The organism is Actinoplanes sp. NPDC051851 (genome assembly GCF_040681165.1).
In the GTDB taxonomy this organism is placed as follows: domain Bacteria; phylum Actinomycetota; class Actinomycetes; order Mycobacteriales; family Micromonosporaceae; genus Actinoplanes.
Window position 1 is genome coordinate 67915 of sequence record NZ_JBFAYF010000047.1, and the last position, 12928, is coordinate 80842.

Annotated in this window: 13 protein-coding genes and 1 rRNA gene; 3 read left to right on the forward strand and 11 right to left on the reverse strand. The window is 72.6% G+C overall.

The window, feature by feature from the left end; all coding sequences use genetic code 11:
• Positions 1-25: 25 nt before the first annotated feature.
• The 7 genes from AB0M08_RS34470 to AB0M08_RS34500 form a co-directional block, all read right to left on the reverse strand.
• A complete protein-coding gene (locus tag AB0M08_RS34470) occupies positions 26-952 on the reverse strand; it encodes a copper transporter (protein WP_364502651.1) in 927 nt (308 codons plus the stop codon).
• A 7-nt stretch (positions 953-959) separates the two neighbouring features.
• A complete protein-coding gene (gene steA / locus AB0M08_RS34475) occupies positions 960-2138 on the reverse strand; it encodes a putative cytokinetic ring protein SteA (protein WP_364502654.1) in 1179 nt (392 codons plus the stop codon).
• Between the two features lie 73 nt (positions 2139-2211).
• Positions 2212-3969 carry a DNA repair protein RecN gene (gene recN / locus AB0M08_RS34480; protein ID WP_364502656.1) on the reverse strand — a complete coding sequence of 586 codons (1758 nt, stop codon included), beginning with the start codon at positions 3967-3969 and terminating at the stop codon, positions 2212-2214.
• A gap of 52 nt (positions 3970-4021) precedes the next feature.
• A complete protein-coding gene (locus AB0M08_RS34485; RefSeq protein WP_364502659.1) occupies positions 4022-4909 on the reverse strand; it encodes an NAD kinase in 888 nt (295 codons plus the stop codon).
• The gene (locus AB0M08_RS34490; RefSeq protein WP_364502662.1) at positions 4906-5751 is read right to left on the reverse strand and encodes a TlyA family RNA methyltransferase; all 846 of its coding nucleotides are present in this window, start codon (positions 5749-5751) and stop codon (positions 4906-4908) included. The genes AB0M08_RS34485 and AB0M08_RS34490 overlap by 4 nt, the downstream gene beginning before the upstream one ends.
• A gap of 22 nt (positions 5752-5773) precedes the next feature.
• Positions 5774-6001 (reverse strand): hypothetical protein, encoded by a 228-nt coding sequence (locus AB0M08_RS34495; RefSeq protein WP_364502666.1) that lies wholly within the window; start codon positions 5999-6001, stop codon positions 5774-5776.
• Between the two features lie 4 nt (positions 6002-6005).
• Entirely contained in the window at positions 6006-6761 is a 756-nt protein-coding gene (locus tag AB0M08_RS34500) for a hypothetical protein (protein ID WP_364502668.1), read from the reverse strand.
• A gap of 96 nt (positions 6762-6857) precedes the next feature.
• Between AB0M08_RS34500 and AB0M08_RS34505 the strand changes: the two genes are divergently transcribed.
• The gene (locus AB0M08_RS34505) at positions 6858-7193 is read left to right on the forward strand and encodes an SCP2 sterol-binding domain-containing protein (RefSeq protein ID WP_364502671.1); all 336 of its coding nucleotides are present in this window, start codon (positions 6858-6860) and stop codon (positions 7191-7193) included.
• Between the two features lie 61 nt (positions 7194-7254).
• Here the strand turns inward: AB0M08_RS34505 and AB0M08_RS34510 are convergent, their stop codons facing one another.
• Positions 7255-8535 carry a methyl-accepting chemotaxis protein gene (locus tag AB0M08_RS34510; RefSeq protein ID WP_364502673.1) on the reverse strand — a complete coding sequence of 427 codons (1281 nt, stop codon included), beginning with the start codon at positions 8533-8535 and terminating at the stop codon, positions 7255-7257.
• A gap of 125 nt (positions 8536-8660) precedes the next feature.
• Between AB0M08_RS34510 and AB0M08_RS34515 the strand changes: the two genes are divergently transcribed.
• Positions 8661-8945 carry a hypothetical protein gene (locus tag AB0M08_RS34515; RefSeq protein ID WP_364502676.1) on the forward strand — a complete coding sequence of 95 codons (285 nt, stop codon included), beginning with the start codon at positions 8661-8663 and terminating at the stop codon, positions 8943-8945.
• 224 nt (positions 8946-9169) lie between these two features.
• On the opposite strand, the gene AB0M08_RS34520 is transcribed toward AB0M08_RS34515, so the two are convergent.
• Both AB0M08_RS34520 and AB0M08_RS34525 read right to left on the reverse strand, forming a co-directional pair.
• The gene (locus tag AB0M08_RS34520) at positions 9170-10174 is read right to left on the reverse strand and encodes an HAD-IIA family hydrolase (protein ID WP_364502679.1); all 1005 of its coding nucleotides are present in this window, start codon (positions 10172-10174) and stop codon (positions 9170-9172) included.
• On the reverse strand, positions 10171-11142 hold the full coding sequence (locus tag AB0M08_RS34525) for a Replicase polyprotein 1ab (RefSeq protein WP_364502682.1): 972 nt from the start codon (positions 11140-11142) through the stop codon (positions 10171-10173). Before AB0M08_RS34525 ends, AB0M08_RS34520 begins: the two co-directional genes overlap by 4 nt.
• Here AB0M08_RS34525 and AB0M08_RS34530 point away from each other — a divergent pair.
• Positions 11101-12840 (forward strand): hypothetical protein, encoded by a 1740-nt coding sequence (locus tag AB0M08_RS34530; protein ID WP_364502685.1) that lies wholly within the window; start codon positions 11101-11103, stop codon positions 12838-12840. The two genes, AB0M08_RS34525 and AB0M08_RS34530, sit on opposite strands and share 42 nt — an antisense overlap.
• Here AB0M08_RS34530 and rrf read toward each other — a convergent pair.
• Positions 12841-12928, reverse strand: a 5S ribosomal RNA gene (gene rrf, locus AB0M08_RS34535); the annotation flags it as partial.

The following is a 12928-nucleotide window of genomic DNA, read 5'->3' on the forward strand; positions in this document are numbered from 1 at the left end:
GGCGGGAAAGTCTGCCAGATCGACGCTACGGAGCGGCTGACGGCACCATCGAGGTGGCGCCGGTGGCCAGACCGTATTGGCCGGTTTTGTTCTGCACCAGGCGCTCGACGGTGGCCATCGCGGTGGAGACCTGGCCCTGCACGGTGCTCACGTTGTCCACCGTGGAGATGCTCTTCACCAGGGTCGGGTCGTCGCGGACCGCGGCGACCAGGTTACCGTCGCCGACACCGTCACCGGCCACCACGGTCATCCGGTCCTTGAACTGGGTGGCCATGGTCAGCGCGGACTTGCTCTTCTTCGCCGCGTCCTTGTCGGTGGCCGGGGCGCCGGCCACCAGCACCACCGCCTCGGCCGAGCCGGCCGCGTCGTCGGCGACCGAGAGGTAGCCCGGCTTGGTGAACGCGGCGAGCACCGCCGTCACGTCGCTCTCGGTGACCGCCGTGGTGCCCTGCATCAGGGTGAGCGCGAGCAGCGCGCTCGCGGTCTCGACGCCGTCGCTGTTCAGCGGCAGGCCGCTGACCGGGATGCTCGGCTGCGAGGACTGGTCGGCCAGGTCGAGCAGCTCGTTGGCGTAGCTCGGGTCGAAGAACTTGTCCTCGATCGTCACGTTGGCGGTGATCGTCGCGCCGGCCACGTTGAGCTCGGTCACCACGCCGTCCGCGGAGTCCTTCCCGCCGGGCAGGGCGACCACCGCGATCTTGCGGCCGGTCAGCTTGCCGGCGAGCACGAACGGCGCGATCTCGGCGGCGAAGTCCTGGCTCCGGTTGGTCTCCTCCTTGAGCTGGTTGACCTGGTCGCGCTTGACGCTGTTGTCCTTGTTCAGCTCGGTGACCTGGTCGCGCAGGTTCTCCGAGACCGGGCCGTTGAGCGCAGTGGTGCCCACCACCAGGCCGATCGCCAGTGCGAGGAAGACCGCGGTGAGCGACACCACGTGGTACCGGAAGTTGATCACAACGCCCTCAGAAAAGGTTGCCCAGCTGGAAGACCAGATTGTCCCACCACTCGGACACCACGGTGAGATACGCCTTCCCCACCGTGGAGACCGCCACCGCCGACGCCATCGCGGCCAGCGCGGAGAGGACGAGCAGCAGCAGCGCCGAGCCGGAGATGTTCTGCCGGTAGAGCCGGCTCACCCCCTTGGCGTCGACCAGCTTGCCGCCCACCTTGAGCCGGGTGAGGAAGGTGGAGGCCATACCGCCGCGGCCCTTGTCGAGGAACTCGACCAGGTTCGCGTGGGTGCCGACGGCCACGATCAGCGACGCGCCCTTCTCGTCGGCGAGCAGCATCGCGAGGTCCTCGCTGGTCGCCGCCGCCGGGAAGGTGAGCGCCTCGACGTTCAGGTTCTTCACCCGCTCCAGGCCCGGTGCCCGGCCGTCCGGGTACGCGTGCACGACCACCTCGGCGCCGCAGCGCAGCACGTCGTCGGTGACCGAGTCCATGTCCCCGATGATCAGGTCGGGTGTGTACCCGTTCTCGACCAGCGCGTCCGCGCCGCCGTCCACGCCGATCAGCACCGGCTTGTACTCGCGGATGTACGGCCGGAGGACGTCCAGGTCCTCCTTGTAGTCGTACCCCCGGACCACGATCAGCACGTGCCGCCCGCCGATCCGGGTCTGCACGTCCGGCACGCCGACGCCGTCGAGCAGCAGGTCGCGCTCCTGCTTGAGGTAGTCCATGGTGTTCGCGGCGAACGCCTCGAGCTGCACCGAGAGGCCCTCGCGCGCCTCGGCCATCGAGGTCGCCACGGTCTCCGCGTCCTGCCGGGTCCCGGTGGCCACCGGCTCGCCGCCGAGCAGCACCCGGTCGCCCTCGATGCTGACCGTCTGGCCCTCGCGCAGACCCTGGAAGACCTCCTCGCCGAGGTTGTCGACGAGGATCACGCCACCCTGTATCAGCACCTCGGGACCGAGGTTCGGATACCGCCCGGAGATGGACGGCTTGGCGTTGAGCACGGCCATGACGCCCGAGGCCACGAGCGAGTCGGCCGCGACCCGGTCCAGGTCGACGTGGTCGATCACGGCGATCTCGCCGGGGCGCAGGCGTCCGGTCAGCCGCTTGGTCCGCCGGTCGAGCCGGGCGACCCCGGAGACGGGGCCCGGCTCGGTGCCACGCGTACGGCGCAAGGTGGGAAGTCGCATCACGGCCATCCTGACACGGCGTCGCACCCGTCCCCCGTCTGACATGCGCCGCCTCACCGACAAAACGGTCGAATCATCCACGCTTCTCGCGACTGGCGACCGCCAGCAGCTCCTCCGCATGGGCGATACCCAGGTCCGAATCGGGGAGACCGGCCAGCATCCGGGACAGCTCCCGGGCCCGTTCGGTCTCCTCCACGATGCGTACCCCACTCGTGGTGATGGCGCCACCGGTATCCTTCGCCACCACCAGATGGCGGTCGGCGAAGGCCGCGACCTGCGGCAGGTGGGTCACGACCAAGACCTGGTGGGTACGCGCGAGACGGGCCAGACGGCGACCGATCTCGACCGCCGCGGTGCCACCCACACCGGAGTCGACCTCGTCGAAGACCAGCGTCGGCGGGCCACCCGCCCCGGCGAAGACCACCTCGATCGCGAGCATCACCCGGGAGAGCTCACCACCGGAGGCGCCCTTCTGCAGGGGCAGCGCCGGGGCGCCCGGGTGGGCCAGCAGCCGCAGCTCCACCTCGTCCGCGCCGTCCGCGCCGGCGGCCAGTTCCTCGCCGTCGACGGCGACCGCGGGCTCGTCCTTCGACGGGGCGCGCGTCACCACCGCGATCTCCACCCGGGCGTGTGGCATGGCCAGCCCGGCCAGCTCGACGGTGACCGCCTCGGAGAAGCGGCCCGCCGCCTCCCGCCGCGACGCGGTCAGCCGGCCGGCCAGCTCGCCGACCGTGGCGGCCAGCCGCTGGCGCTCCCGGTCCAGCTCCTCCAGCAGCTCGTCGGAGGTGTCCAGCACGGCGAGCTTGGTCCTCGCGTTCTCCGCCCAGGCGATCACGCCGTCCACGTCGTCCGCGTACTTGCGGGTCAGGGCGCGCAGCGCGGCCCGCCGCTCGTAGATCGCCTCGAGCCGCGCCGGGTCGGCGTCCAGCTCGCTCAGGTACGCCGAGAGCTCGGAGGAGACGTCGCCGACCAGGGTGGCCGCCTCCTCGATCCGCAGCGCCAGCTCGCCCAGCCGCGGGTCGACCCCGGACTGGCCCTCCAGCGTGCGCCGGGCGGTGCCGAGCAGGGTGGTCGCGTCCGGCGTCTCGTCGGTCACCTCGACACCACCGGCGAGCGCCTGCGCGGCGAGGGCGGCGGCGATCCGCAGCCCCTCGGCGTGCTCCAGGCGCTGCACCTCGGTGCGCAGGTCCTCGTCCTCGCCGGGCTGCGGGTCGACCCGGGTGATCTCGTCGAGGCCGAGCTTGAGCAGGTCGGCCTCCTGCGAGCGCTGCCGGGCGTTGCGCCGCCGGTCGATCAGGTCGGCCGCCACGGCGCGCCAGCGCGAATACGCCTCCCGGTAGCCGTCCAGCAGCTTCTCGTGTTCGGGCCCGGCGAACCGGTCGAGCGCGGACCGCTGCTCGGCCGGGCGCAGCAGGCGCAGCTGGTCGGACTGGCCGTGCACCGCGAGCACCTGCTCGCCCAGCTCGCTGAGCGTGGCGACCGGCATGCCGCGGCCACCCACGTGCGCCCGGGACCGGCCCTCGGCGGTCACCGTCCGGCTCAGCAGCAGCGAGCCGTCCTCGTCGGGCTCGCCGCCGGCGTCGGTCACCCGGGTCCGCACGGTGTCGCCGAGGGGGCCCCGCAGACGGAGCCGTCCCTCGACGAGCGCGCGGCCCGGGTCGGCGCGGACCCGGCCCGCGTCGGCCCGGCCGCCGAAGAGCAGTCCGAGACCGGTCACCACCATGGTCTTGCCGGCGCCGGTCTCGCCGGTGATCACGTTCATACCCGACGTCAGCCGCAGGGTCGTGTCCTCGATGACCCCGAGCCCGGTGATGCGCAGTTCCTCCAGCACAGGGCAGAGGGTAGTGGCCCGGTCCGACAAATGCCTACCGCGGGTGGTCTGATCAGCGTCGATTCCCGCGCCAGCCGACCACCGGGAGCTGGAATTTCGCGACCAGCGTGTCCGTGAACGGGCGTGGCGCGAGCCGGACCAGCCGCACCGGCAGGTCACCCCGCTCGATCGTCACGGTGGAACCCGGTGGCAGGTCCCAGGTGCGACGACCGTCACAGCAGAGCACGGCGAACGAGGTGTACGGGTCCACGGTCAGCGTGAACGTCGAGGTCGGCGCGGTCACCAGCGGCCGGCTGAACAACGCGTGCGCGCTGATCGGAACCAGCAGCAGCGCCTCCACCTCGGGCCAGACCACCGGCCCGCCGGAGGAGAACCCGTACGCCGTCGACCCGGTCGGTGTGGCACATACCACACCGTCGCAGCCGTAGCGGGAGAGCGGCCGGCCGTCCACGTCGACGAGGAGCTCGAGCATCTGCGCCCGCTGCCCCTTCTCGACGGTGACCTCGTTCAGCGCCCACGACTCGGCGATCAGGCGGCCGTCGTACTCCGCCCGGACGTCCAGGGTGAGCCGTTCGTCCACGGTGTAGTCGCCGGAGATGATGTCGCGCACCACCTCGTCGATGTGGTCGATCTCCACCTCGGCGAGGAAGCCCACCTTGCCCAGGTTGATACCGAGCAGCGGCGCCTTGACCGGCCGGGCCAGCTCGGCGGCGCGCAGGAACGTGCCGTCACCGCCGAGCGCCAGGACGATCTCCACGTCGTCGGCCGCGCCGGGGCCGTCGACCGCCTTCACCTCGGGGGGTAGTTCGAGGTCGGCGAACTCCTCGGCGATCACCCGGACCTCGAAGCCCGCGGCGATCAGGTCGAGCGCGACCGCGCTCGCGTGCTGCGTACTCTGCCGGCGCCCGGTGTGCGTCACCAGCAGGGCCGAGCGGGTCATTCTGCCTCCACGTTGAGATCCTCGGACTTGTCGGGATCGAGACCGGAGGGCCCGGCCTCGACCACAGCCTCGATCCGCTCCCGGTCGGCGGCGGGAGCGCCGCGACGGAACCAGACGAAGAACTCCACATTGCCGCTCGGGCCGGGCAGCGGGCTGGCGGTCACGTCCACCACGCCCAGGCCCAGGCCGGCGGCGGCCGCCGCGACGTCCAGCACGGCCTCGGCGCGCAGGCGCCAGTCGCGCACCACGCCGCCGGTGCCGACGCGCTCCTTGCCGACCTCGAACTGCGGCTTCACCATCAGCGCCAGATCGCCGTCGGTGCACGCGGCGAGCGCGGGCAGCACCAGCCGCAGCGAGATGAACGAGAGGTCGGCGACGGTGAGGTCGACCGGCCCGCCGATCGCCTCGGGCGTGAGCGTACGCACATTCGTCCGCTCGAAGACCTCGACCCGCTCGTTCGTCCGGATCGGCCAGGCGAGCTGCCCGTAACCGACGTCCACCGCGACCACCTGCCGGGCGCCCGCACGCAGCAGGACGTCGGTGAAGCCCCCGGTGGAGGCTCCCGCGTCCAGGCAGCGGCGGCCGTCGACGGTCAGCCCGCCGGGAGCGAACGCGGCGAGCGCACCCGCCAGCTTGTGGCCGCCCCGGGAGACGTACTCGGTCTGCGGGTCCTCGCCGGTGACGATCACCGGGTCGGCCGGGTCGATCATGGCCGCCACCTTCTGGGCCACGGTCCCCCGGACCTGCACCCGGCCGGCGGCCACCAGCTGGGCGGCCTGCTCCCGGGAGCGGGCCAGCCTACGGCGGACGAGCTCGGCGTCGAGGCGCGCGCGACGTGCCATCAGGATCCTTTTATCTCACGGTTCAGCGGTCGATGCTCGCCAGGGTCTCCTGGAGCACCTGGTGCGCGGCCTCGAACTCGGCGATCTGCTCGGCCGGGGCCAGCCGCGCGGCATTGGCCAGCGACCGTAGCACCGCGTCCACCGCCGGATGCCCGGTCTCCTCCACCGTCCCGTTCTCATCCGTACGGTAAGAGGCCTCGACCGGCGACGGCGGCGGACCGGGACGCGGGCCCGGGTGGGGGAAGGTCACGGCGTCATGCCTCCGTGGAGTCGGCGACCGGGTCGGACTGGGTGCTCGTGCGCGGCCGCGGTGTCGCCCTCTTCCGGGGGACGGCGGGTGCGGCCGGGCTCTCCGGCGGCGCCACGAAGCTCACCTCGGTCGGCTTCCGCCGCACCGGTGCCTTCTTCGCGGGTGCCTTCTCAGCGGGTGCCGGCGCCTCCGCTGTGGACGTCGCCGGCGCCGTCCTCTTCGCCGGCGCCCGCTTGACCGGCGTGGCCTTCTTCAGCGGCGCCGCCTTCTTGACCGGCGTCGCCCTCTTGGCCGGCGCGGCCTGAGCCTTCGCCGCCGCGGGCATCGCATTCGGCGTCGCCGTGGCCGCGGTCTTCTTCGCCACGGCCTTTTTAACCGCCGCTTTCCGTACGGTCGACGACGCGGTCGCCGGCGCCTCGGGAGCCGAGTGGGTCCCCGGTTCCGGCGACGACACCCGGGCCTGTGCCTCGCGCAGCCGCCGTTCCAGGTCGTGGACCCGGCCGGTCAGCTCGGCGACCTCCTCGGCCGTCGCCAGCCCGACCCGGCCGAGCGCCCGGTCCACCTCGTAACGAACGATGCTGGTCAGCGCCTCGCGGTTCGCCCCACCCGCCGAGAGCAGATCCTCGACCAGTCCCTGCACCTGGACGGCGGTCGCACCGCCCCGGGTGAGCAGGTCCCCGGCCACCTTCTGCGCACGCTTGCGGGGCGCCTCGGTCAGACCGAGCGCCAAGTCCAGGTAAGCCCGCCATGCATCCGGCATGATCGCTCCTCCTCTCACCTTGTCCGGTGCCACGCTACCGGGCCTGCCAGGACAACTTCCTGAGGTACGGTGCTGGTGTCGCGAGGGGAGACGCCGATGGCCACCGTGGACGACTGCCGCACGGCCCTACTGGGGCTGGCCGCGAAGCTCGACGCGAACGCGGAGGCCCGGGGCCGGCTGGACCTGGACCGGACGCTCGCCTGCCGGGTCACCGACCTCGCCGTCGCCTTCCACGGGCGGATCACCGGCGGACGGCTGGTCGACATCGCGGACGGCGACGACCCCCGGGCGAAGATCGCGCTGATCGCCGCGAGCGACGACCTGATCGCCCTGGTCAACGGCGCGCTGGACGTGACCCGGGCACTGGCGTCCCGCCAGATCTCCATCAAGGCGAACCCGTTCGACCTGCTCAAGCTCCGCAAGCTCCTCTAAGCGACGCGATCTTGCCGCCAGATACGAGCGTGAATGCTCAAGGGTTCAAACAAAGCCCGCGTCAGATCCGGGACGCGGAGAGCGTCTCCAGTCCGGCCAGCACCTGATCGGCGGCGGCCGTCGCGTTCGACAGCTGCTTGGTGACCTCGGCCAGCACCGCCGCCTGCTCCTCCACCGACGACGCGATGTTCAGCTGCAGTTCGTGGATCCCGTCCACGGCGCCGGTGGTCGCGCCGAACGTCTGCGCCACGTCGTCGGTCTCCGCCACGATCGCGGTGATCACCGCGTTCACCTTCTCCACCGAGGCGGCCGTCTCCCGGGCCAGGTCCTTGACCTCGCTCGCCACCACGGCGAAGCCCTTGCCGATCTCCCCGGCCCGCGCCGCCTCGATGGTCGCGTTCAGCGCCAGCAGGTTCGTCTGATCGGCCAGCGAGGCGATGATCGCGTTGACGTCGGCGATCTCGCCGACCGAGCGCTCCAGGGCGCGGACCTTCTCCCCCGCCGAGGCCGCCGCGTCCTTACCCTCGGCCGCCGTGGTCGCGGCCGCCGCCGACCGGGCCGCGATGTCGTGCACCGACGTGGAGAGCGCCGCGAGCTCCCGGTCCACCGCGGCGACCGCCGAGATCGCCGCGTGCGCCTCGGTACTGATCTCCGCGACGTCCGCGGTGATCCGGCGGGCCCTTTCGGCGGACTCCTCGCCCCGGAGCCGGACGTCCTCGGCGGCCCGTTCCCGCGCCTCCCGCTCGGCCCGCTCGGTCTCCCGCCGCGCCTCGTCGGCCCGCGCCGCGAGCACCTCGTTCTCGCGTTCCGCCTGCTCCGCGAAGTGCCAGAAGATCACGATGCCGGTCACCTCGAGGGCGGCCAGGCCCGCGTGTACGGCGACCATCCCGATCGCCTCCATGATCGACATGTGGGCCATGCCGAACACCCGCCCCGGCGCGAGCAGCCCGAGCACCCCGTGGTGCACCACGACGACCACGACGGCGGAGATCAGCGGCGACCACATCTGGTACAGCGCCACGAAGATCAGGATCGCGTAGAGGTGGATGTGCGCGGACATCTGCCCGCCGGAGAGCTCGATCGCGATGAACGTGCACGCGATCAGCCCCACGCTGACGTGCGACGCCCTCCCCGTCGGGCTCGGCAGCGCCCGCTCCAGCGCCGCCCAGACCGCGAGCCCGCCGACCAGTGCCACCGTCTCCCAGGGCGGCCGCGGACCGAGGAAGCCGAGCACCAGGAAGACCGGCACGTGGAACCAGAGCAGCCGGCTGATGATCCGGTGCCGGGACTGCCACGACGACTCGGAGAGGCGCGCACCCCTGGGGAGGGTCAGAGAGCTCACACTCGTCTGTTCGGCCGATCCGAGGTTGGCTTGACCTTTACCGGGCGATCGCCGCTGTTCGGTGCCACGCTTGCGATACGCACTTCGCGGCCGGCTCCGGCCGGCCCGGGCACCCGGGAGGAACCATGTCCATCAGACGCCGTGACATCCCGCGGATCGACGCGACGGTCACCGACGCCACCCTGCACGAGCGCTGCGAGCAGGTCGCCGTCCCCGACTTCGACTGGATGAGCACCCCGGTCGAGGCGGTGGTCGACGGTTTCCTGCACATCGACCCCGACGCCCCGTTCCCGCCCCGCCGCCGCGTCACCGCGCCCGGACCGTCCGCCGCCCCGCGCCGCCCCGACGACACGGCCCCGGACTGCAGCCGCATGCTCGCCGACCTCAGCCGCCAGATGCACCACCGCTGACCCACCCGCCCCGCGCGATCCACCCGGTGGCCGGGAGGGTGCCGCGAGCCCCGGTTCTGGCTGGTGCTGAGGGGTGTCTCAAGCGAAGCGAGACACCCCTCAGCACCAGCCAGCCCCGCCTCACTCGCCCAGCCACGCTCTCAGGCCGCGAAACCCTCTCAAACCGTGAACCGCGCCCAGGCGTCGGGACCCTCCTCGGGTCGCCGGAGCCGCGATGGGCCGGGTCAGAGATTCCAGGAGCGCAGCAGGGCGGTGGCCGCCCCGGAAACGCCCGACAGGGCGGAGAGCGGGACACCCGACCAGGTCGAGTCGCACAGCAGACGCAGGGCATCGATCGGGTCACCGGAGCCGTCCAGGACCGCGGTCCCTCCCGAGCGGGTGACCCGCCAGCCGCCGACCTCGGTCCCGGAGAACGGGACACGGGCCCGGTCCGCGGGACGGAACAGGCCGGACAGGTCGGCGGCGACGAAGGTGGGCCGTCGCTCGGCCGGGGCCGCCAGCAGGTCCGCCGGGCCGCTCACCCCGGTCAGCACCAGCAGGCTGTCCATCCCGGCGCCGACCGCGCCCTGGATGTCGGTGTCCAACCGGTCGCCGATCGCCAGCGGCCGCCCCGCGCCGTTGCGCGCGGCGGCCGTGGTGAACAGGGCCGGCTGTGGCTTGCCGACCACCACGTCCGGATCCCGGTCCAGCGCGGTACGCAGCACCGCGATCAGCGAGCCGTTACCCGGCAGCGGGCCGCGCGGGCTCGGCAGGGTGCGGTCGGTGTTGGTCGCGTACCAGGTGGCGCCCGCCCGCACGGCCAGCGCCGCCTCGGCCAGGATCGTCCAGCCCACCTCGGGGCCGTACCCCTGCACCACCGCGACCGGCGCGTCCCCGGCCGACTCGACCGGGGTGAGGCCCGCGTCCCGGACCTCGGCGCGCAGCGCCTCCGCGCCCACCACCAGCACCGGTGAGCCGGCCGGCAGCCGCTCCGCGATCAGGGCCGCCGCGGCGCCGGCCGAGGTCAGCACCTCGGCGGGTGCCGCGCTCACGCCCACGCCGTCGAGCAACGCCGCCACCTCGGCCGCGCGCCGGGACGCGTTGTTCGTCGCGTACGCGATCGGCGTCCCGTCGGCGCGCAGCCGCTCGACCGCCTCGACGGCGCCCGGGATCGGCCTGTCGATCAGGAGGACGACGCCGTCCAGATCGAAGATGACCAGATCGTAGGCGCCGGCGAGGTGGTCGCTCATGCCTTCGGCTTCTCCGTGTCGGCCGTCTCGTCGCCGGACTTCTCGTCCTTCGACTCGGCCTTCACGCTCTCCGCCTTCTTCGCGGACGCCACGTCCTCGTCGTCCTCATCGTCGTCCTCGTCATCGTCGTCATCGTCGAGGGCGTCGGTGTTGACGTCGGTGTCCGCCACGTCGACCGGGTCGTCCGAGTACTCGGCACCGTCGAGGTCGTCCTCGTCGTCCTCGTCGTCCTCGTCGTCCTCGTCCTGGTCGTCCTCGTAGTCGTCGTCCTCATCGTCGTCGAGGTCGTCGTCGTCGGCGCGAGCGGACTCGTCACGGGCCTCCTCGGCACCGTCCTCGTCCTCCTCGTCGTCGTCGTCGCCCTCGATGGTCACGCCGTCGAGCTCGAGCAGACGCTCCGCGGCGTCGGTCAGCTGCTCCTCGTCCACCGCGGCGGCCCGGGCGAACCACTCCCGCGCCTCGTCACGGCGGTCGGCAGCGAGCAGGGCGTCCGCGTACGCGTACCGCAGCCGCGCGGCCCAGTCCGCCTTCTCCTCCGTGGTCAGCTCCTTGACCTGGAGCATCGCCACGGCGGCGTCGTGCTGACCCAGGTCAGTCCGGGCGCCGGCCGCCACGATCAGCAGCTCGATCGCGCCGGACTTCTCCAGCTTCGCCACGTCGGCGCCCCGGAACAGGTCGATCGCCCGCTCCGGACGGCCCAGCGCGCGCTCGCAGTCGGCCAGCTCGGCCAGGTGCGTCTGCCGCCCGGTCATCCGGTGGTAGGTGCGCAGCTCGGCGATGGCGGTCGTCCAGTCGCCCGCCGCGTACGCCGCGAGACCGACGGCCTCCCGGACCACCGCGATGCGCGAGGCCAGCCGGCGCGCCGCGATCGCGTGACGCAGCGCGAGCTCGGAGTCCTCGTCGATGATCGTGCCGGCCGCCACCAGGTGCCGCGCGACGGAGTCGGCCACCTCCCGGGAGAGGCTCACCAGCTCCGAGCGCACCTCCTCGTCGAGGTCGGTCGCGACGACGTCCGCGGGGATCTCCGGGGCCCTGAAGGCCGCCTGCCCGTTCTCGTCGCGCTCGGCGTCCCGCTCCTGACCGTCCCGGCCGGCGCTCTGGAAGCCACCCCGCTCACGGTCGCCACGGAACCCGCCCCGGTCACCCCGGTCCTGGTACCCACCGCGGTCCTGGTACCCACCGCGGTCCCGGTCGCCACCACGGAACCCGCCCCGGTCACCGCCACCCTGATACCCGCCACGGTCACGGTCGCCGCCCCGGAAACCGCCCCGGTCGCCACCGCCCTGATAGCCGCCACGGTCGCCCTGCGGCCGGTCGCGGTCTCCGCCACGGAACCCGCCCCGGTCGCCGCCACCCTGGTAACCGCCACGGTCACGGTCGCCACCACGGAACCCACCGCGGTCGCCACCACCCTGGTAACCACCGCGGTCACCCTGCGGACGGTCACCCCGGTAGCCGCCGCCCTGCGGACGGTCGCCACGGTCCCGGTCGCCCCGGTAACCACCGGAGCCACCCTGGAAGCCCTCGCGCGGCCGGTCGCGGTCTCCGCCACGGAACCCGCCCCGGTCGCCGCCACCCTGGTAACCGCCACGGTCACCCTGCGGACGGTCACTGCGGAACCCGCCACGGTCACGGTCGCCACCGCGGAACCCGCCACGGTCGCCACCGCCCTGGTAACCGCCACGGTCACCCTGCGGACGGTCGCCACGGAAACCGCCCCGGTCGCCGCCACCCTGGTAACCACCACGGTCACCCTGCGGACGGTCACTGCGGAACCCGCCACGGTCACCCTGCGGACGATCGCCACGGAAACCGCCCCGGTCGCCACCGCCCTGATAACCACCACGGTCACCCTGCGGACGATCACTACGGAACCCGCCACGGTCACGGTCACCGCTCGGGAAGCTCCGGCGCTCGCCGCCACCCTGGTAGCCACCGCGGTCGCGGTCACCACCGCGGAAACCACCGCGGTCGCCGCCACCCTGATAGCCACCGCGGTCGCCGCCACCCTGGTAGCCACCACGGTCGCGGTCACCGCCACGGAAACCGCCCCGGTCGCCACCGCCCTGGTAACCACCACGGTCGCGGTCACCACCACGGAACCCGCCCCGGTCACCGCCACCCTGGAAGCTACGACGCTCGCCACCGCCCTGGTAACCACCACGATCGCGGTCACCACCACGGAAACCACCGCGGTCGCCGCCACCCTGGTAACCACCACGGGAACCGCCGCGGTCGCCACCACCCTGATAGCCACCACGGGAACCGCCGCGGTCACCGCCACCCTGATAGCCACCACGGTCACGGTCACCACCACGGAAACCACCGCGGTCGCCGCCACCCTGGTAACCACCACGGTCGCCCTGCGGGCGGTCACCGCGGTAACCGCCGCGGTCACCGGTCCGGTTACCGCGATCGCCGCCCTGGTATCCGCCCCGGTCACCGCGGCGGGCGTCGCCGCTGTCGCGACCGCGGCCACGAGCCTCGTCGTCGCGGTTGCTGGAGCCGCCGTCCTGCGGTCCTGTAGTCACGGATCAATCCTTCCAAGTACGGCGGCGGGCCCTCGGTGCGGGCGGCCTTGCCTCAACACAAAGTTACTAGGGAACGTGCTCATAAACGCAGTCGAGGGCCGACCCCGTGTGGGGTGGCCCTCGACCGTAAGTTAAGTCCGGCGGCGTCCTACTCTCCCACACCCTCCCGAGTGCAGTACCATCGGCGCTGGAGGGCTTAGCTACCGGGTTCGGAATGAGACCG

Bases quoted from the DNA above. Each gene is read 5' to 3' on its own strand.
- steA (WP_364502654.1), bottom strand. From the start codon at position 2,138: ATGCGACTTCCCACCTTGCGCCGTACGCGTGGCACCGAGCCGGGCCCC.
- AB0M08_RS34485 (WP_364502659.1), bottom strand. From the start codon at position 4,909: ATGACCCGCTCGGCCCTGCTGGTGACGCACACCGGGCGCCGGCAGAGT.
- AB0M08_RS34490 (WP_364502662.1), bottom strand. From the start codon at position 5,751: ATGGCACGTCGCGCGCGCCTCGACGCCGAGCTCGTCCGCCGTAGGCTG.
- AB0M08_RS34500 (WP_364502668.1), bottom strand. From the start codon at position 6,761: ATGCCGGATGCATGGCGGGCTTACCTGGACTTGGCGCTCGGTCTGACC.
- AB0M08_RS34505 (WP_364502671.1), top strand. From the start codon at position 6,858: ATGGCCACCGTGGACGACTGCCGCACGGCCCTACTGGGGCTGGCCGCG.
- AB0M08_RS34515 (WP_364502676.1), top strand. From the start codon at position 8,661: ATGTCCATCAGACGCCGTGACATCCCGCGGATCGACGCGACGGTCACC.
- AB0M08_RS34520 (WP_364502679.1), bottom strand. From the start codon at position 10,174: ATGAGCGACCACCTCGCCGGCGCCTACGATCTGGTCATCTTCGATCTG.